At 70.0% G+C, this 17,684-nt stretch carries 16 protein-coding genes; 10 read left to right on the forward strand and 6 right to left on the reverse strand.

The features are described 5' to 3' along the window. Nucleotides 1-191 precede the first annotated feature (191 nt). Entirely contained in the window at nucleotides 192-1,190 is a 999-nt protein-coding gene (locus DEJ30_RS15385; RefSeq protein ID WP_110862576.1) for a LacI family DNA-binding transcriptional regulator, read from the reverse strand. Between the two features lie 164 nt (nucleotides 1,191-1,354). On the opposite strand from DEJ30_RS15385, the gene DEJ30_RS15390 reads away from it, so the two are divergent. From DEJ30_RS15390 to DEJ30_RS15405, 4 genes are all read left to right on the forward strand, one after another. Then, entirely contained in the window at nucleotides 1,355-3,421 is a 2,067-nt protein-coding gene (locus DEJ30_RS15390) for a glycoside hydrolase family 127 protein (protein ID WP_110862577.1), read from the forward strand. Further along, nucleotides 3,418-4,734: a sugar ABC transporter substrate-binding protein gene (locus tag DEJ30_RS15395; protein WP_258369987.1), complete on the forward strand. Its 1,317-nt coding sequence runs from the start codon at nucleotides 3,418-3,420 to the stop codon at nucleotides 4,732-4,734. The genes DEJ30_RS15390 and DEJ30_RS15395 overlap by 4 nt, the downstream gene beginning before the upstream one ends. Nucleotides 4,735-4,824: 90 nt before the next feature. After that, nucleotides 4,825-5,793 carry a carbohydrate ABC transporter permease gene (locus DEJ30_RS15400; RefSeq protein WP_110862579.1) on the forward strand — a complete coding sequence of 323 codons (969 nt, stop codon included), beginning with the start codon at nucleotides 4,825-4,827 and terminating at the stop codon, nucleotides 5,791-5,793. A 4-nt stretch (nucleotides 5,794-5,797) separates the two neighbouring features. Next, the gene (locus DEJ30_RS15405; RefSeq protein ID WP_110862580.1) at nucleotides 5,798-6,751 is read left to right on the forward strand and encodes a carbohydrate ABC transporter permease; all 954 of its coding nucleotides are present in this window, start codon (nucleotides 5,798-5,800) and stop codon (nucleotides 6,749-6,751) included. 141 nt (nucleotides 6,752-6,892) lie between these two features. Here the strand turns inward: DEJ30_RS15405 and DEJ30_RS15410 are convergent, their stop codons facing one another. Further along, a complete protein-coding gene (locus DEJ30_RS15410) occupies nucleotides 6,893-7,942 on the reverse strand; it encodes a substrate-binding domain-containing protein (RefSeq protein WP_110862581.1) in 1,050 nt (349 codons plus the stop codon). Nucleotides 7,943-8,122: 180 nt separating this feature from the next. On the opposite strand from DEJ30_RS15410, the gene chvE reads away from it, so the two are divergent. From chvE to mmsB, 3 genes are all read left to right on the forward strand, one after another. Then, on the forward strand, nucleotides 8,123-9,250 hold the full coding sequence (gene chvE, locus DEJ30_RS15415; RefSeq protein WP_110862582.1) for a multiple monosaccharide ABC transporter substrate-binding protein: 1,128 nt from the start codon (nucleotides 8,123-8,125) through the stop codon (nucleotides 9,248-9,250). Between the two features lie 103 nt (nucleotides 9,251-9,353). Next, entirely contained in the window at nucleotides 9,354-10,907 is a 1,554-nt protein-coding gene (mmsA, locus tag DEJ30_RS15420) for a multiple monosaccharide ABC transporter ATP-binding protein (RefSeq protein WP_110862583.1), read from the forward strand. Then, the gene (gene mmsB / locus DEJ30_RS15425; RefSeq protein ID WP_027466160.1) at nucleotides 10,894-12,075 is read left to right on the forward strand and encodes a multiple monosaccharide ABC transporter permease; all 1,182 of its coding nucleotides are present in this window, start codon (nucleotides 10,894-10,896) and stop codon (nucleotides 12,073-12,075) included. Before mmsA ends, mmsB begins: the two co-directional genes overlap by 14 nt. Nucleotides 12,076-12,156: 81 nt before the next feature. Here mmsB and DEJ30_RS15430 read toward each other — a convergent pair whose 3' ends face one another. Next, complete coding sequence (locus DEJ30_RS15430; protein ID WP_258369988.1) at nucleotides 12,157-13,497, reverse strand: alpha-amylase family glycosyl hydrolase; 1,341 nt, start codon at nucleotides 13,495-13,497, stop codon at nucleotides 12,157-12,159. A gap of 82 nt (nucleotides 13,498-13,579) precedes the next feature. Here DEJ30_RS15430 and DEJ30_RS15435 point away from each other — a divergent pair, with 82 nt between their 5' ends. Continuing rightward, complete coding sequence (locus DEJ30_RS15435; RefSeq protein WP_110862584.1) at nucleotides 13,580-13,978, forward strand: DUF3253 domain-containing protein; 399 nt, start codon at nucleotides 13,580-13,582, stop codon at nucleotides 13,976-13,978. A 22-nt stretch (nucleotides 13,979-14,000) separates the two neighbouring features. On the opposite strand, the gene DEJ30_RS15440 is transcribed toward DEJ30_RS15435, so the two are convergent. Both DEJ30_RS15440 and DEJ30_RS15445 read right to left on the reverse strand, forming a co-directional pair. Next, nucleotides 14,001-14,387, reverse strand: a complete 387-nt coding sequence (locus DEJ30_RS15440) for a hypothetical protein (protein WP_146238617.1) — start codon at nucleotides 14,385-14,387, stop codon at nucleotides 14,001-14,003. Between the two features lie 11 nt (nucleotides 14,388-14,398). After that, nucleotides 14,399-14,992 carry a nucleotidyltransferase domain-containing protein gene (locus tag DEJ30_RS15445; protein WP_110862586.1) on the reverse strand — a complete coding sequence of 198 codons (594 nt, stop codon included), beginning with the start codon at nucleotides 14,990-14,992 and terminating at the stop codon, nucleotides 14,399-14,401. Between the two features lie 122 nt (nucleotides 14,993-15,114). Between DEJ30_RS15445 and DEJ30_RS15450 the strand changes: the two genes are divergently transcribed. Beyond that, complete coding sequence (locus tag DEJ30_RS15450; protein ID WP_110862587.1) at nucleotides 15,115-16,215, forward strand: SDR family oxidoreductase; 1,101 nt, start codon at nucleotides 15,115-15,117, stop codon at nucleotides 16,213-16,215. A gap of 16 nt (nucleotides 16,216-16,231) precedes the next feature. Here DEJ30_RS15450 and DEJ30_RS15455 read toward each other — a convergent pair whose 3' ends face one another. Then, nucleotides 16,232-17,305 carry a spore photoproduct lyase family protein gene (locus DEJ30_RS15455; RefSeq protein WP_258369990.1) on the reverse strand — a complete coding sequence of 358 codons (1,074 nt, stop codon included), beginning with the start codon at nucleotides 17,303-17,305 and terminating at the stop codon, nucleotides 16,232-16,234. A gap of 44 nt (nucleotides 17,306-17,349) precedes the next feature. Here DEJ30_RS15455 and DEJ30_RS15460 point away from each other — a divergent pair, with 44 nt between their 5' ends. Next, the gene (locus DEJ30_RS15460) at nucleotides 17,350-17,655 is read left to right on the forward strand and encodes a biopolymer transporter Tol (RefSeq protein ID WP_110862589.1); all 306 of its coding nucleotides are present in this window, start codon (nucleotides 17,350-17,352) and stop codon (nucleotides 17,653-17,655) included. Nucleotides 17,656-17,684: the final 29 nt, after the last annotated feature.

A 17,684-nucleotide genomic window follows, 5' to 3' on the forward strand; every position in this document is an offset into this window, starting at 1 on the left:
CACCCCCACCCGCGCAAGTCCCGACCACCGGCCCGCCGACCCCACGACACCCCGAACCGCGGCGCCGGGGACGGGGACGGTCACGACACCCCGCTGCCTCCCCACCGCGTGGTCACGAACTGTCGGCTGGAGGTGCGCCGAGCGACGAGTCGTGACCGCACGACCACGGCGGACGGGGTGTCGTGACCGCCCTACGCGCCGACGGTGCTCTCGCGGATGACGAGCGACGGGGTCACGGCCGCCGACGCCGCCGTCCCGCCGTCGATCAGGGCGAGGAGCGCCTGCCCCGCGACGCGTCCGAGCTCCTCGAGCCGCAGGTCCACGGTGGTCAGCGGCGGCCTCGAGGCGAGCGCCATCACGTCCCAGTCGTCGAACCCGGTCACCGCGACGTCTCCGGGCACCGAACGCCCGAGCTCCCGCAGCCGGTCGCACACTCCCCGGGCGATCTGGTCGCTGCCACAGACGATCGCGTCGACGTCGGGCGACTCCCGAGCGAGCACGTCCACCGCCTGCCGCCCCCAGCGCTCCGACCACTCGCCGTACAGCGGGTCGGTGACCAGGTGCGACCCGAGGACCGACGAGGCACCGGCAACCCGTCGTGCCGCGGACCGGTGTCGCGCCGGCCCCGTCACGATCGCGACCCGCTGCCGCCCGAGCGAACGCACGTGCGAGGCGACGAGTGCCGAACCGGCGGCGTCGTCGAGGGTGATCGACACGTCGGCGTCGTCGGTCGAGGGCGTGAAGGCGTAGACGACGGGGATCGACACGTCGATCGGGGGTCGGGCGTCGGCGGAACGGCCGGTCACGATGATGCCGTCGACGCCGCGGGCCGCCAGGGAGCGCAGGTAGTGGGCCTCGCGCACGTGGTCGTCGCGGGTGTCGCACAGCAGGACGGCCATCCGCCCGGCGGACAGGGCGTCCTCGGCGCCGAGCAGCACCGGGATCGAGAACCGGCCGAACGAGTCGGTGGTGATCATGCCGACGGTGTAGGTCCGCCCCGACGACAGCGCACGGGCCCGGGCATCGCCGACGAACCCGAGCTTCTCGGCGGCTTCCTTCACCCGCAGCCGGGTGGCGTCCCGCAGCTGCCCGGTGCCGTTCAGCGCCTTCGACGCGGTGCCGATCGACACCCCGGCGAGCGCCGCCACGTCGGTGATCCGGATCGGCTGACCGGTGCGTTCGAGCGTCACGGCAACCACCTTTCCGACGATCAGGACGTGCCGATGACCTTACACAAAACCGCCGGGACACCCTTGCGCGGCGTGCACCCCGTGTCGTAACGTCCACGGCAGAAACCGTTTTCCGGCTGGCTCGAACCATTCGGACGGCTCCAGTCACATCGCAAGGAGGCGACATGACCACCACGCTCGCGACCGATCGCGGCGCGCACACCGCGACCCCGGTCCTCCCGACCGCCGACGCGCACCTCACGCTCCGGCCGCTGCCGACCGGCGACGCCCGGATCACCGGCGGCTTCTGGGCGCTCCGCCAGGAGCGCAACGGCCGCGACGCCGTCCGCAGCGGCTACCAGCAGCTGGAGACGGCAGGCAACTTCCGCAACCTCCGCATCGCCGCCGGGCTCGAGGAGGGCGAGGCCGTCGGCCCGATCTTCATGGACTCCGACGTGACGAAGTGGCTCGAGGCCGTGGCGTGGGAGTACGGCCGCGCCCCCGCCGAGGACCTGCTCGACCTGCAGCGCGAGGTCACGGCCCTGTACGCCCGGGCACAGGCCGACGACGGGTACCTGGACTCCGTGCAGCAGGTGCGCGGGAAGGGTGAGCGGTACACGGACCTCAAGTGGAGCCACGAGATGTACTGCGCCGGGCACCTGTACCAGGCGGCCGTGGCCCAGCACCGTGCGACGGGCGACACCGGGCTGCTCGACGTCGCGATCAAGAACGCCGACCACCTGGTCCGCACGTTCGGCGACGGCACCGCACCGGACGGCACGCCGAAGACCCGCGACGTCGACGGCCACCCCGTCGTCGAGATGGGCCTGGTCGAGCTGTACCGCGAGACCGGCAACCGTGACTACCTCGACCTGGCGCACTGGTTCGTCGATGCCCGCGGACACGGCATCATCGAGCGCGCCGGCGGCGAGCCGACGTACTTCTCCGACCGGGTGCCGAGCCGGCAGGCCACGACCGTCGAGGGGCACGCCGTCCGCGCCGTGTACCTGGCGGCGGGTGCCGTGGACGTCGCGATCGAGACCGGTGACACCGAGCTCCTCGCCGCGAGCGAGCGCCAGTTCGCGGACATGATGGCGACGAAGGCCTTCATCACCGGAGGCCTCGGCGCACGCTGGGACTGGGAGGCGTTCGGCGACCCGTACGAGCTGCCCACCGACCGCGGCTACGCCGAGACCTGCGCGGCCATCGGCGGGGTGCAGTGGGCCTGGCGCCTGCTGCTCGCGACCGGCAAGCCGGTCTACGCCGACGCGATCGAGCGACTGCTCTACAACGCGTTCCTCGCCGGGGTGAGCCTGGCCGGCACCGAGTACTTCTACGTGAACCCGCTGCAGCAGCGCGACCACGCCCACCAGGACGAGAACCGCTCCCCTGCCCACGGGCGACGCGGCTGGTTCGACTGCGCCTGCTGCCCGCCGAACATCATGCGCACCTTCGCGAGCCTCGACGGCTACCTGGCCACGGCGACCGACGGCGGGCTGCAGGTCCACCAGTACGCCACCGCCGACCTCGGTCCGGTGCGGGTCGAGACCGACTACCCGCACGACGGCCGCGTCCGCGTCACGGTCACCGAGGACGGCCCGCTCTCCCTGGGCCTGCGGATCCCGGCCTGGTCGGACACCACGACCGTCACCGGTCCGGACGGCTCCGCGAGCCCCACGGCGGGGACGCTGCACGTCGTCGACCGCGAGTGGTCGGCGGGCGACACGGTCGAGCTCGTCTTCGACACGACGCCGCACCGCTACGTCGCCGACGCCCGCATCGACGCCGCCCGCGGGCAGGTCGCGATCGAGCGCGGCCCGCTCGTGTACGCGGTCGAGCAGGCGGACCAGCAGGGCTTCACGGTCGACGACCTGACGGTCGACGCGGACGCGCCGATCACCGAGGAGCGCCGCGACGACCTGCTCGACGGCGTCGTCACGCTGCGGATCCCGGGGCACGCCCCGGCCGAGCACGTGCAGCCGGCCTGGCCGTACCAGCGTCTCGACGCGACCCGGTCTGGGCCCACGCGTGCCGGTTCCGACGCGTCGCGGAGCCTGCGGAGCGACGTGGCGGCCGAGCACGTGGGGAGAGGCGCGGATCACGCCGGAGACGCGACCAACGTCGACGACGTGGCCGGTCCGCAGGGCGCCACCACGGGCCTCCAGGACGTCACCGCGACCGCGGTCCCGTACTACGCGTGGGCCAACCGGGGAGCCGCGCCGATGCGCGTCTGGCTCCCGCTGGCGCGGTGACCGGCGTGGACCGCCGTGCGTTCCTCGTCGGCGGCGTCGCTGGCGGGGCCGCCCTCGCCCTCGCCGGGTGCTCCGGCACCCTGCCGAAGGTCGTCGCGAAGCCCGCGAGCTTCGGGAAGAACGCGACCGGCACCGTGCAGGTGTGGTGCCGGTCGGCGACCCAGGCCGGCCTGACGTCGGCCGTCGCCGGGTTCAACAAGGCGAACCCGGAGCTGCAGGTCCAGCTGACGCCGGTGCCGGACGCGCAGTACGTGACCAAGCTGGCGACCGCGATCCGCGGGGGTGAGCCGCCGGACGTCGTGGACATCGACGACATCAACTCGCAGCTGTTCATCTTCCGCGAGGCGTTCGCCGACCTGACCGACGTGGTCGAGGGCCTCGACTACTTCGACGCGATCTCACCGGGGCACCTGCGCCTGCTCGAGTACCGCGACCGGTACTACGGCCTGCCGTACCTGGCCGACAACTCGCAGCTGTTCGTGAACACCGAGCTGTTCGACCGTGCGGGCCTCGACGTCGAGGAGTCGACGAAGGACCTGTCCACGCTGCTCGACGCGGCGAAGGCCATCCGGAAGCTCGACGACGACGTGTACGGCTGGTCGATCTCCGGCAACGCCGCGGGCATCATCGGCTTCGTCACGCAGCCGCACGTCTGGGCGACCGGGGTCGACATGATGACCGGCGAGGTGGGATCCCAGCGGGCGAACATCACCGGCAACGAGGCCCTCGAACGGATGCTCGAGTTCTACCGGCAGCTGTGGAAGGACGGGGTGCTGTCGAAGGCGACGTACTCCGACGCCGGCACCACGTGGGGTGCCGACTTCCGGGCCGGCAAGGTGGGGATCTTCCCGACCTCGTACGGGGCGACCGTGCCCGCGGCCACGAAGGCGATGCGGGCGAAGATGCAGACGGTGCTCATCCCGTCGTGGGACGGCCAGCGGTCGTTCTTCGACGGCGGCGACAACATGTGCATCCCGAACGGGGCGGCGAACCCGTCCGGCGGGTGGGCGTTCATGCAGTACGCGAACGGGCTCCAGCAGCAGCAGGCGCTGCCGGACGGCGGGTACTTCCCGACGCGGTCCGACGCCGCCACCCCGGAGTACCGCAAGCGGTTCCCGCTGGCGTACGGGCCGCTCGACGCCATCGACAAGGGCTACGCACCGCAGACGCTGGCGTACAACCTGCTCAACAACCAGCCGTCGTCGCCGTACTTCGCGATGTTCCGCGAGGCCGTGTTCGGGTCGGGGAGCGCTGCCGCCATGCGGACGGCGCAGTCCGACTACCAGCGGATCCTCGACCAGGTGCAGGCCTGAGCCTGCTCCTGCTCCGCTCGTCTCGCTCGTCTCGCTCGTCTCGCTCGTCTCGCTCGTCTCGCTCTTGTTGATGCACAGAGAGGTGCACGCATGTCGACCATCTCCACCCGGCGCCCCGCCGGCCGGACCGGCGCGGACCGTCCCACCGTGGGCCGCGGCCCGGGGAGTGGCGGCTCCGTCCGGACCCGCAACTCGCTCACCCACCCGCCGCGCACCGGCGCCGTCCTCGTCGCCCCGGCGATCCTGTTCGTCGCCGTCTTCGTGCTCGTCCCGCTCGTGTTCGCGCTCTACATCTCGTTCACGAACTGGCCCCTGATCGGCCCGTACCGGTTCATCGGGCTGCAGAACTACCTGACGCTGTTCCAGGACCCGACGTTCGTGCACGCGATCGGCTACACGCTGCTGTACACGGCGATCGTGACCCTGCCGATCCTGGCGCTCGGGTACTTCCTCGCCGTGCTCGTCCGCGCACGCCGCCGTGGCAGCACGGTGCTGCGGACGGTGTTCTTCCTGCCGTACGTGGTCGGGCTGACGACGCTCTCGTTCATGCTCGTGCTCGAGGCGCAGCCGAACTCCGGGGCCGTCAACATGGTGCTCCGGTGGCTCGGGATCACCGACGGCAGCACCGCGTGGCTCGTGAACGGTCCGCTGGCGACGCTGCTCATCTGCGTGCTCGTGGTCTGGGCGGTGTCCGGGCTGACCATGGTGCTGCTCATGTCGGCGATGCAGGGCGTCCCCGACGAGGTCTACGAGTCGGCGCAGCTCGAGGGGGCCTCCTGGTGGCAGACCGAACGCCTCATCACGTTCCCGATGATCCGCTCGACCGTCGCGCTGAGCGTCATCATCTCGGTGATCGGCTCGCTGCTCGCCTTCAACCAGTTCTACATCCTGACCCAGGGCGGGCCGGGTACCGAGACCACCACGATCGTGAACGCGATCTACAACCGCGGGTTCGTGAACCTGCAGCTCGGGGCCGCGACCGCCCAGTCGATCGCCCTCGTCGTGGTGATCGCCGCCGTGACGGTGTTCCAGTTCTGGGCACTGCGAGAGAAGGACTGACGCCATGAGCACCACGACCTCCCGTGCGGCCCTCGCGGCGCCGGACCTGTCCACCAGGGCCCTGACCACCACGGGTGACGGCCGACGTCGGCGCCACCAGCAGGGCAGCGTCCAGCACCCCCGCGACACCACCGTCAAGCGCACCCTGTACGCGATCGCCGGCATCGGTTCGGCCCTCGTGTTCGGCGTCCCGCTCGTCTGGTCGATCCTGCGGGCGTTCCAGTCCGAGGCCGTCATCACGCAGGCCCCGGACCCGGCGACGTTCTTCCAGCTCGGGTGGCAGAACTTCACCGCCGTGTTCGCCTCGTCCTCGCACCTGCTCACCGGCGTCGTGAACTCGCTCATCGTGTCGATCGCCACGGCGGTGCTGACCGCGGTGATCGCGACGATGGCCGGCTACGGGTTCGCCCGCTTCCGGTTCCGGGGCGCCGGGCTCGTGTTCGGCCTGGTGCTGCTGACGATGATGGTGCCGTTCCAGGCCATCCTCACGCCGCTGTACCTCGAGATGAACGCGATGGGGCTGACGAACTCGCTGCTCGGGCTCGTGCTGTTCTACACGACCGTGAACCTGCCGTTCGGGGTGTTCGTGATGCGGAACGCGTTCGAGTCGATCCCCACCGAGCTCGAGGACTCGGCCTTCGTCGACGGGGCCTCGCGCTTCCGGGTCGTGGTGTCGGTGCTCCGCCCGCTGCTCCTGCCGGGGGCGGCGACCGCGGCGCTCTATGCGTTCCTGGCGTCGTGGACGGAGTTCCTCGGAGCCCTGACGTTCCTGACGAAGGACTCGCTGTACACGCTGCCGGTCGCGCTGCTCAACCTGCAGACCGGGGCGTACGGGCAGGTGTCGTACGGCAACCTCGTCGCCGGGTCGGTGGTGGCGATGATCCCGTGCATCGCGCTGTACGTCGGGTTGCAACGGTTCTACGTCGCCGGGCTGTCGTCCGGGGCGTTGAAGGGCTGACGGTCGGGTCAGCTCGCCGGCGGCGCCCCTCGCACCGTGCGAGGGGCGCCGCCGAGCGCGCCGCCGAGCGCGCCGCCGAGCGCGCCGCCGAGCGCGCCGCGGAGCCGGCGCGGTGCGGACCTCGCACGGTGCGAGGGGTCGCTACGTGCTGCGCCGCACCACCAGCTCGGGCGCGAGCAGCGTCTCGTCGCGGGGATCCCCCTCGACCAGGGCCCGCACGGTGTCGAGCACCCGCTCCCCCATCGCCCGGAAGTCCTGCCGCACGGTGGTCAGCGGCGGCGTGAAGTGCGCGGCCTCGGGGACGTCGTCGAACCCCACGACCGCGATGTCGTCGGGCACCCGCAGCCCCTCGTCGGCGAAGGCGTGCAGCACGCCGAGCGCCATCTGGTCGTTGCCCGCGAAGACGGCGTCGACCGTCCCCACGTCGATGTGCCGTGCGGCCGCGAAGCCGCTCGCCGGGGTCCAGTCGCCCTCGAGCACGACCGGTTCGAGCCCGGCGTCCTGCATGATCCGCACGTAGGTGGCGCGGCGCACCTCGGACTCCTGCGACACGTGCGGCCCGGCGATGTGCACGATCCGGCGATGCCCGCGGTCGAACAGGTGCTGCATGACGAGCGAAGTGCCCGCCGCCTGGTCGATGGCGACGGCGGCGACACTCGGCGCGACCGGGGTCCGGACCGCGTCGCGCTGCACGGCGTTCGACACGACGACGGGCACCGTGACCGGAACGGTGAGCGACGCGAGGGCGTCGAGCACCCGGTTGTCGGCGGCGACCAGCACGATCGCGGCGACGTCCTGCGCGAGCAGCGTGGTGAGCGCCCCGGACAGGTCGGACGGCCGCGGCTCCTCCGGCAGGGTCGACAGCAGCACGTGGTACCCCGCGGATCGCGCGGCCCGTTCGAAGCCGATCGAGGTGCTCGACGGACCGTACAGCGCGTCGCCGGCGGTGATGATGCCGAGCGCCTTGCTCCGCCCACCGGCGAGGGCCCGGGCGGCGGCGCGGGGCCGGTACCCGAGCTCGGTGACGGCGTCGGTGACCTGCGTCCGGTACTGCTCGCGGACGGTCGGGTCGCCGTTGATCACGCGGGAGACGGTCTGGTGGGACACGCCGGCGCGTTCGGCGACGTCGAAGATCGTCGGGGCCTTCCGGCGTTTGCCGCCCCTGCCCTCGGGGGCGGTCGTGGTGCTCACGTGGCCAACCGTACCGCTCGGTCCGGCCGCCGCGGCAAGATCACGAAACGGCGGTGTTGAGTTGACACCCCGTCACGGAACCCACAAGATGTGAGCGCTCACACGAGCGCATCCCGCGGGGCACAGCAGCCCCGGCACCCGACCGCGTCGAGGACGACGCGAAGGAACAGAGGTACTTCGATGATGAAGCGCAGGATCATCGCGGGCGTCGCAGCCGTCGGCATCGCGATCTCGCTGGCCGCTTGCTCGGCCGGCGGCCGTGCGTCCACCGATGGTGGCGGCAGCGGCGACAACAAGGGCGCCCTCGTCGGCGTCGCCATGCCCACCAAGGTCTCCGAGCGGTGGATCAAGGACGGCAACGCCGTCAAGAGCGACCTCGAGAAGGCCGGCTACAAGGTCGACCTCGAGTACGGCGACAACAAGGTCCAGCAGCAGGCCCAGCAGGTCAGCAACATGATCACCAAGGGCGCGAAGGTCCTGATCATCGCGTCGATCGACGGTGGCGCGCTCTCCGACCAGCTCGACGCCGCCGCCAAGGCCGGCATCAAGGTGATCTCGTACGACCGTCTGCTCACGGGCAACGAGAACGTCGACTACTACGTGTCCTTCGACAACGAGAAGGTCGGCGTCGACCAGGCGAACAGCCTGCTCACCGGCCTGGGTGTGCTCGACGCGGACGGCGAGAAGACCGGCGAGAAGGGCCCCTTCAACATCGAGGTCTTCGCCGGCTCGCTCGACGACAACAACGCGGGCTTCTTCTTCAACGGCGCCATGAAGACGCTCAAGCCGTACCTCGAGGACGGCACGCTGAAGATCCAGTCCGGCCAGGACGAGCTGTCCCAGGCCGCGACGCAGCAGTGGGACCCGGCCACGGCCAAGGCCCGCATGCAGAACCTGGTGGCCAAGTCCTACTCGGGCGGCACCACGCTCGACGGCGTGCTCTCGCCGTACGACGGCATCTCGATCGGCATCATCTCGGCGCTCCAGGGCGCCGGGTACGGCACGAGCGACCGTCCGCTCCCGACCGTCACGGGCCAGGACGCCGAGGCCGCCTCGGTCAAGTCGATCATCGCCGGCCAGCAGTACTCGACGATCTACAAGGACACGCGCAAGCTCGCCAAGCAGTCGGTCACCATGGCCGAGGACCTGCTCACCGGCAAGAAGCCCGAGGTCAACGACACGAAGAGCTACGACAACAAGGTCAAGGTCGTCCCGACCTTCCTGTTCCAGCCGACGGTCGTCACGAAGGACAACTACAAGGAAGTCCTCGTGGACTCGGGGTACTACACCGAAGCCGACCTGAAGTAGTCAGGCCCATCTCACGGACCGGAGGCGCGGTGCCAGCTGCGCACCGCGCCTCCAGTCCGTCTCCACCAGCGCGCCCACGCGCGCACGACGGAAAGGCGTCCACATGGCGGACACCATCCTCGAGATGCGGGACATCACCAAGACGTTCCCCGGCGTCAAGGCCCTGCAGGGCGTCTCGATCGAGGTCGAGCGCGGCCAGGTCCACGCGATCTGCGGCGAGAACGGCGCGGGCAAGTCGACGCTCATGAAGGTGCTGTCGGGTGTCTACCCGGCCGGCTCCTTCGACGGCGAGATCCTGCTCGACGGCGAACCCGTGCGGTTCGCGAACATCAACGACTCCGAGGCTGCGGGCGTCGTGATCATCCACCAGGAGCTGGCGCTCAGCCCCTTCCTGTCGATCGCCGAGAACATCTTCCTCGGCAACGAGCAGTCCAAGGGCGGCTTCATCGACTGGAACAAGACGAACCTGACGGCCGCCGAACTGCTCAAGCGGGTCGGGCTGAAGGACAACCCCGTCACCAAGGTCGTCGACCTCGGTGTCGGCAAGCAGCAGCTCGTCGAGATCGCGAAGGCGCTCTCGAAGGAGGTGAAGCTCCTCATCCTCGACGAGCCCACCGCCGCGCTGAACGACGACGACTCCGCGCACCTGCTCGAGCTCATCCGCTCGCTGCAGGCCGAGGGCATGACGGCGATCATCATCAGCCACAAGCTCAACGAGATCAAGGCGATCGCGGACAAGGTCACGATCATCCGCGACGGCAAGACCATCGAGACGCTCGACATGCGGGCCGACGACGTGTCCGAGGACCGGATCATCCGCGGGATGGTCGGCCGTGACCTGTCGAACCGGTACCCCGAGCGCGAGAACCCCGTCATCGGCGAGGAACTGCTGCGGATCGAGGACTGGACCGTCCACCACCAGCTCGACTCGTCGCGCGAGATCATCCACCAGGCCAACCTCAACGTCCGCGCCGGCGAGGTCGTCGGCATCGCCGGGCTCATGGGCGCCGGCCGCACGGAACTCGCGATGAGCGTCTTCGGCCAGTCCTACGGCACCGGCATCAGCGGCACCGTCTACAAGCGCGGCACCCCGATCAAGACGCACACCGTCTCGCAGGCGATCGACAACGGCATCGCCTACGTCACCGAGGACCGCAAGCGCTACGGCCTGAACCTGATCGACGACATCAAGCGGAACATCTCCGGGTCGGCGCTCGGCAAGCTCGCGAACTGGGGCTTCGTGAACTCCTCCGAGGAGACCACGGTGGCGAGCCAGTTCCTCAAGAGCCTCAACATCAAGGCGCCGAACGTCGACGTCGTGACGGGGAAGCTCTCCGGCGGGAACCAGCAGAAGGTCGTCCTGTCGAAGTGGATGTACGCCGACCCCGACGTGCTCATCCTCGACGAGCCGACCCGCGGCATCGACGTCGGCGCGAAGTACGAGATCTACACGATCATCAACCAGCTCGCCGACCAGGGGAAGGCGGTCATCGTGATCTCCTCCGAGCTCCCCGAACTGCTCGGCATCTGCGACCGCATCTACACCCTCTCCGAGGGCACCATCACGGCCGACGTCCCGCGCGCCGAGGCGACGCCGGAGGTCCTCATGCAGTACATGACCCAGGAACGGGAGACCCCTGTCAATGAACGCGCTTAAGTCCGCCGTCGGCTACCTCACCGGGCAGCTCCGACAGATCGGCCTGTTCATCGCGCTGATCGTCATCGTCATCTTCTTCCAGGTGACCACGAACGGCATCACGCTGGCCCCGATCAACGTCTCGAACCTGATCGTCCAGAACAGCTACATCCTCATCCTGGCCATCGGCATGGTCATGGTCATCATCGCCGGCCACATCGACCTGTCGGTCGGCTCGGTGGTCGCCTTCACCGGTGCCATGGCCGGCGTGATGATCACGCAGTGGAACATCCCGTGGCCGATCGCGGTCGTGCTCTGCCTGGTGGTCGGTGCGCTCGTCGGCGCCTGGCAGGGCTTCTGGATCGCGTACTTCGGGATCCCGGCGTTCATCGTGACGCTGGCGGGCATGCTCGCGTTCCGCGGTGCGGCGCAGATCGTCCTGCAGAACCAGCAGATCTCGCCGTTCCCAGCCGGCTTCCGCTCGCTCGGCTCCGGCTTCCTGCCGTCCTTCGGCACCACCGGGTACGAGCCGCTCACGATGATCCTCGGCTTCGCCGCCGCGGCCGTCATGGTGATCGCCGCGTTCCGCGGTCGCATCACGCGTCGCAAGTACCAGCTCGAGAGCGAGCCGTTCGCCTGGTTCATCGTGAAGACGGCGTTCGGCGCCGTGCTCGTGATCTACGTGGCACTCCTGCTCGCCAGCTACAACGGCACCCCGATCGTGCTCGTCGTGCTCGGTGCCCTCGTGGTGATCTACTCGGTCGTCATGCGGAGCGCGGTGTTCGGCCGCCACATCTACGCGATCGGTGGCAACGCCCTGGCCGCGCAGCTGTCGGGTGTGAAGACGAAGCGCGTCACGTTCCTGCTCTTCGTCAACATGGGTGTCATCTCGGCCCTGGCGGGCGTGGTCTTCACCGGCCAGCTCAACCTGGCGGCGCCGGGCGCTGGCAACGGCTTCGAGCTCGACGCCATCGCCGCCGTCTTCATCGGTGGTGCTGCCGTCACCGGCGGCATCGGCACCGTGCCGGGTGCCATCGTCGGTGGTCTGATCATCGGCCTGCTGAACAACGGCATGTCGATCCTCGGTGTCGGCACCGAGTTCCAGTCCCTGATCAAGGGTCTGGTGCTGCTCGCTGCCGTCGCGTTCGACGTGTTCAACAAGCGCCGGGCGGCATCCGCGCGCAAGTAGCGGTCGTGCGTTCGCGCGTTCGCGCGTTCGCTTCGTGAGCAGGAACGGTCGGGTCCTCGATGGGGACCCGACCGTTTCTGCTCACGATCGCGACAGGACGGCCCAACCCCCGGCCGGGAGGCGCAGGGTCCCGTCCCCGAGATCGGCACCGCCCGCCTCGACCTGCGTCGCGTCAGCCACGGGCACCTCGACGGGATCGTCCGACAGGTTCAGGGCGGTCACCACGGCGGCGTCCGCCGTCGCGGTCCGCAGCACCACGGCGGTGTTGGTCAGGTGCACGACGTCGGTGTGCGCGCGGTGCAGCCACGGGTTCCGGCGACGCAGGGCGATGAGCGCCTCGTACGCGTGGGTCAGGTCCGTCGGCTCCGGCACCTCGGCCGGGAACTCCGGGCGGACCGCGTCGTCGCCGCCCTCGCGTTCCTCCTTCACCCCGGCCCAGCCGTACTCGTCGCCCGCGTAGACCACCGGGGTCCCCGCCACCGTGAACAGCACCGCGGCGGCGTGCCCGGCGAACCGGTCCCCCACCGCGCTCGCGATCCGGGTGACGTCGTGGTTGCCGACGAACGTCGTCGGGGCGAAGGTGGGCAGCAGGGCGTCGTGCCGCTCGATCGCGTGCGCGAGCTCGTGGCCGTTGCGGTCCGCGATGCCGTGCCAGATCCCCTGCCACAGCTCGTACTGGGTCAGCGAGTCCATCGTCGAGTCGCGTGCGATCGCCGCCGCGTCACCGTGGATCACCTCGCCGCTGAACCAGGCGTCCGGGAACCGCTCCCGCACCCGCGGCAGCACCCGCGCCCAGAACGCCGGCGGCACCGCGTACGCCGCGTCGAGTCGCCAACCGTCCACCCCGCGGTCCAGCCAGTGCGTCATGACCTGCACCACGAGGTCCTCGGTGGCGCGGCTGTCGTGGTCGAGCGCGACGAGGATGTCGTGGCCTTCGAACAGCCCGACGGGCACGGGCTCCCCCGGCTGCCACCCGGACCAGTCGATGGCGAACAGGTCGGCGGTCGGCGCCTCCGGGCCGTGGTCGGACAACGCGCGGAAGGCCGGGTGCTCCCGGCCGACGTGGTTGAACACCCCGTCCAGCAGCACCCGCACGCCCCGCTCGTGCGCCGCGGAGACCAGGGCGTCGAAGTCGGCGTCGTCGCCCAGGCGCGGGTCGATGCGGAAGTGGTCGACCGTGTCGTACCCGTGGGTCGAGCTCGCGAACACCGGGCCGAGCAACAGGCCGTTCAGACCGAGGTCGACGACGTGGTCGAGCCACTCGGTCAGGCGGTCGAGGCGGTGTTCGAGCGGACGCTCCCCCACCGGTGACGTCGGACGGACCTCGGCGCCGACGAAGCCGAGCGGGTAGACGTGCCACCACATCACGTGCTGGACCCAGGCCGGTTCGGACGGACGGGCAGGGACGGTGTCGGGGTTCACCGCTCCGATGCTGCCAGGCGCACCTGGACCGTGTGCGTGGTCGCTGTGTACCGCCATGCCGAGCAGGACGAGGATGGGGGCCATGGGACGGGCGATCAGGACGGAAGCCGATGCGTCGGCGTCGGAGTCGGCACACGCCGAGCGCACCTGCGCCTCGTGCGGGCGACGGATGCCGTCGTCGGCGGCGCCGGAGGCGAAGTGGTGTTCCGGAGCCTGCCGTCGACACGGTCTCGACGACGTCGACCGGGCTCTGGAGCAGCGCATCGACGAACTGCTCGCGGCACGGGCACGGACCTCGAGCATCTGCCCGTCCGAGGTCGCGCGTTCGCTGGACCCGGACGACTGGCGACCGCTGATGGAGCCGGCACGTCGAGCCGCCCGGCGCATGGTCGCGCGCGGCGAGGTCGAGATCACCCAGGGCGGGTCCGTCGTCGACCCGTCGAGCGCCAAGGGTCCGATCCGCATCCGCCGTCCGCGGTGATCAGGGGCGCGGCGTGCCCGTTTCAGGTGCGCTCGTGGACCGTACGGATGAGCCGTTCGAGTGCGGTCACCAGCGCCCGTGTCTTCTCCTGCGTCACACGCGACGTCGAGTACTGGAAGTTCGTCTTCTCATCGGTCAGGCGCTTGAAGTGCAGGCCGGGTCGCGTGTCCGGTGCGCAGGCCGCGTCGAGCAGGCGTCGAGCGGCGGCGTGGTCGTCGCCGAGGTGGTGGTAGCCGAGGATCGCACCGCAGATCGCGTCCGACGCCGCGATCCCGCCGAGCACAGCGTTCGCGCCGGCGGCCTTCCAATCCGCGTGACTCGTCGACTCGACGTAGAGGAGCGCGACCTCGAGGTAGGACTCCGCTTCGTCTCGGCGCATCGCGACTGCGGCCCTGTCGACGGCGCGCACGCGGGCACCCATCAGATGTACGTCCTGATCTCCTCGCCGAAGACTGTTCGGGCTTCTTCTCGCCACGACCCGACGAGCGGGTCTCCCTCGGCCACGAACCGACGGAGATCAGCGCGGGTCACGTCGAAGACCTGGCACTCGTTGCCGGTCCACCGCCGGACGAGGTCACCGAGGCGGACGACGACGTCGATGTCGACGGTCTGCTCGAAGACGACGAGGAGGTCCAGGTCGGACGTCGGCGTCGCGGTGCCCCGGGCCACTGAACCGAAGATCGAGACCGAGAGGACCCCGGCCCGCGCCGACTCGACGTACGCGCCGATGCGACGTTCGAGTTCGTCGCCGGCTTCGAGTCCGAGTTCCACCGCCGGCCAGAGCAGGTGTTCCCGGTTGACCCGGTAGGCCGAGTGCTGCAGACCGCGCTCGACCTGCACGAGCCCTGCTGCCTCGAGCTTGTCGAGCGCTCGTTTGATGCCGGTGTGCTGCGGAGCGCCCGCGACCCGTGCAACCTGTCGTCCGGTCATGCCGGAATCGGTCCGGGCGAGGACGCGGAGCGCGTCGGCCTGTGTGGCTCCCAGCAGCGTGGCGAGTGGTTGCACGAGTTGCATGTCGAGTCCTCCGCAAGGAGTGTACCGCTCAACGGTACAAGTGGTGCGTTATTGTGCACACTGGACTGGGACCGGGACGCAGTGAGGGAACACGTGTCGTCCACTGTGGGTTGCATCGAGGGATGACTGCAACCGGATCGACCGAACAGACTCCTGCCCGCCGCGAAGCCCTGGTCGTCGGAGCCAGTGGCATCACCGGTTCCGCCCTGGTACGCCACCTGCTCGACCTCGGCTGGGACGTGACGGCACTCTCCCGCCGGCCGCTCGCCGAACAGGGCGTCCGCACCGTCGCGGCCGACCTGCGTGCTCCCGACAGCCTGGCGGCCGCACTCGCCGACGAGCACCCGACCCACGTCTTCTTCACCGCCTGGCAGCGGCAGGACACCGAGGCGGAGAACATCCGCGTGAACGGCGGCATGGTCCGCGACCTGCTCGCGGCGCTGTCGCACGCTCCGCTCGAGCACGTCGCCCTCGTCACCGGCCTGAAGCACTACCTCGGCCCGTTCGAGGCGTACGCCGCCGGCGAGATGCCCGACACCCCCTTCCACGAGGAGGAGCCGCGCCTCGACACCCCGAACTTCTACTACGCGCAAGAGGACGAACTCTTCGCCGCCGCCGAGCGCCAGGGGTTCACCTGGTCCGTGCACCGCTCGCACACCGTGATCGGGCACGCGGTCGGCAACGCCATGAACATGGGCCTCACGCTCGCCGTGCAGGCCACGCTGGCGAAGGAGCTCGACCTCGACTTCGTGTTCCCGGGCAGTGAGGCGCAGTGGAACGGCCTGACCGACATGACCGACGCCGGGATCCTCGCCGAGCACATGGTGTGGGCCTCGACGTCGCCCGAGGGTGCGGACGAGCCGTTCAACATCGTCAACGGCGACGTCTTCCGGTGGCGCTGGATGTGGCCGCGCCTGGCCGCGCACCTCGGTGTCGATCCCACGCGCGTGGTGGGCTACGAGGACGCTCCGCGACCGCTCGAGGAGCAGATGGCGCCGTACGAGTCCGAGTGGGCCGGTATCGCCGAGCGCCACGGTCTCGCCGAGGCCGACATCACCCGGCTCGCCTCGTGGTGGCACACCGACGCCGACCTCGGTCGAGCGATGGAGGTCGTCACCGACATGGGGAAGAGCCGCGACGCCGGGTTCACGGCGTTCCGCCGGACCGAGCAGGCCTTCGCGGACCTGTTCGACCGGTACCGGACGGACCGGCTCATCCCCTGATCGGGGAGGTCGCCGATCAGAAGGCGTACCGGATCCGGCACGACGGCAGGTGCTCGGCCACGAGTTCGCGGAAGCGCTCGACGAGCTGCCCCTTCATTCCGGACCGGTAGCGCACGTTCACGGCACCGTTCTGGGACACCTTCTGCTCCTGCAGGTCCGGACGCCACAGCAGGTCCTCGGCCCTGGGGTGCCACCCGAGGTTGACCTCGTGCAGGGGCTGGTTGTGGGTCAGGAAGATCACCTCGGCCGCGAGCTGCGCCTTGGCGGCCGGGGACAGCACGTCGTCGACCTGCCGGAGCAGCTCGGCCCAGTCCGACTCCCACGTCGGCGTGAGGATGACCGGCGAGAAGTTCAGGTGGACCTCGTACCCGGCGTCGACGAAGTCGTTCACCGCGGCGATCCGCTCGGCGATCGGGCTCGTGCGGATGTCGGTGACCTTCGCGGTCTCGTGCGGCATCAGTGAGAAGCGGATCCGGGTCCGGCCCATCGGGTCCCAGTCGAGCAGGTCACGGTTGACGTACTTGGTCGCGAACGACGCCTTGGCCGTCGGGGTCATCCGGAACAGGTCGCACAGGTCACGGACGTTGTCGCTGATCATCGCGTCGACCGAGCAGTCGCTGTTCTCGCCGATGTCGTAGACCCAGGCTTCCGGGTCGCACTGGTTCGGTTCAGTCTTCGGTCCTTGCTTGGCGATGTTCCGCGCCACGTGCTTCGTGATCTGGTCGATGTTCGCGAACACGGTCACCGGGTTGCTGTAGCCCTTGCGCCGCGGCACGTAGCAGTACGCGCACGCCATCGCGCAGCCGTTCGCGGTGGACGGTGCGATGAAGTCGGCCGAGCGACCGTTCGGCCGCGTCACCAGCGACTTCTTCACGCCGAGCACGAGCGCCTCGGTCTTGATCCGCACCCAGCGCTGGACGTTCCGTTCGTCGCCGTGCACCTCGGGGATGTTCCAGTGCGACTCGACCGGGACGATCTCGGCGTCCGGCCAACGCCCGACGATCTCCTGCCCGCGCTGCAGTTCGAGGGCGGCCGGCTCGACGTAGATGCGTCGGACGTCGAGCATCGGGCGGACGCGTTGGTGGCTCATCGGCTCCTGTCTACCCGGCACCACCGACGGTGCAGACTCGGACCATGACCGCCGAACCCGACGACCTCTTCTTCGTCGTGGACGGCCGACGCTGGCGCCGCACCGACCCCGCTCTGCCCGAGGAACTCGCCGCCGCACTCCGCTCCCACCTGGGGCGGGGGCGGAACGCCGTGAAGACCGCGAAGCGTGCGGGCGACGACGAGGCCCTGGCGGCGGCACGGCACCGGAACGGCCTGGCCAAGCACGGGCTGGGCGAACGCGGCCCCGAGTGGTGGACGCGCCCCGAGGCCGACCGGATAGCCGACGCCGAGCGCGCCCTCGCCGACCTGGACGCCCTCGACGCCGACTGATCCTTCCCATAACGCCCGCGATGGAGAGC

This window comes from Curtobacterium sp. MCPF17_003, from assembly GCF_003224385.1.
In the GTDB taxonomy this organism is placed as follows: domain Bacteria; phylum Actinomycetota; class Actinomycetes; order Actinomycetales; family Microbacteriaceae; genus Curtobacterium; species Curtobacterium flaccumfaciens.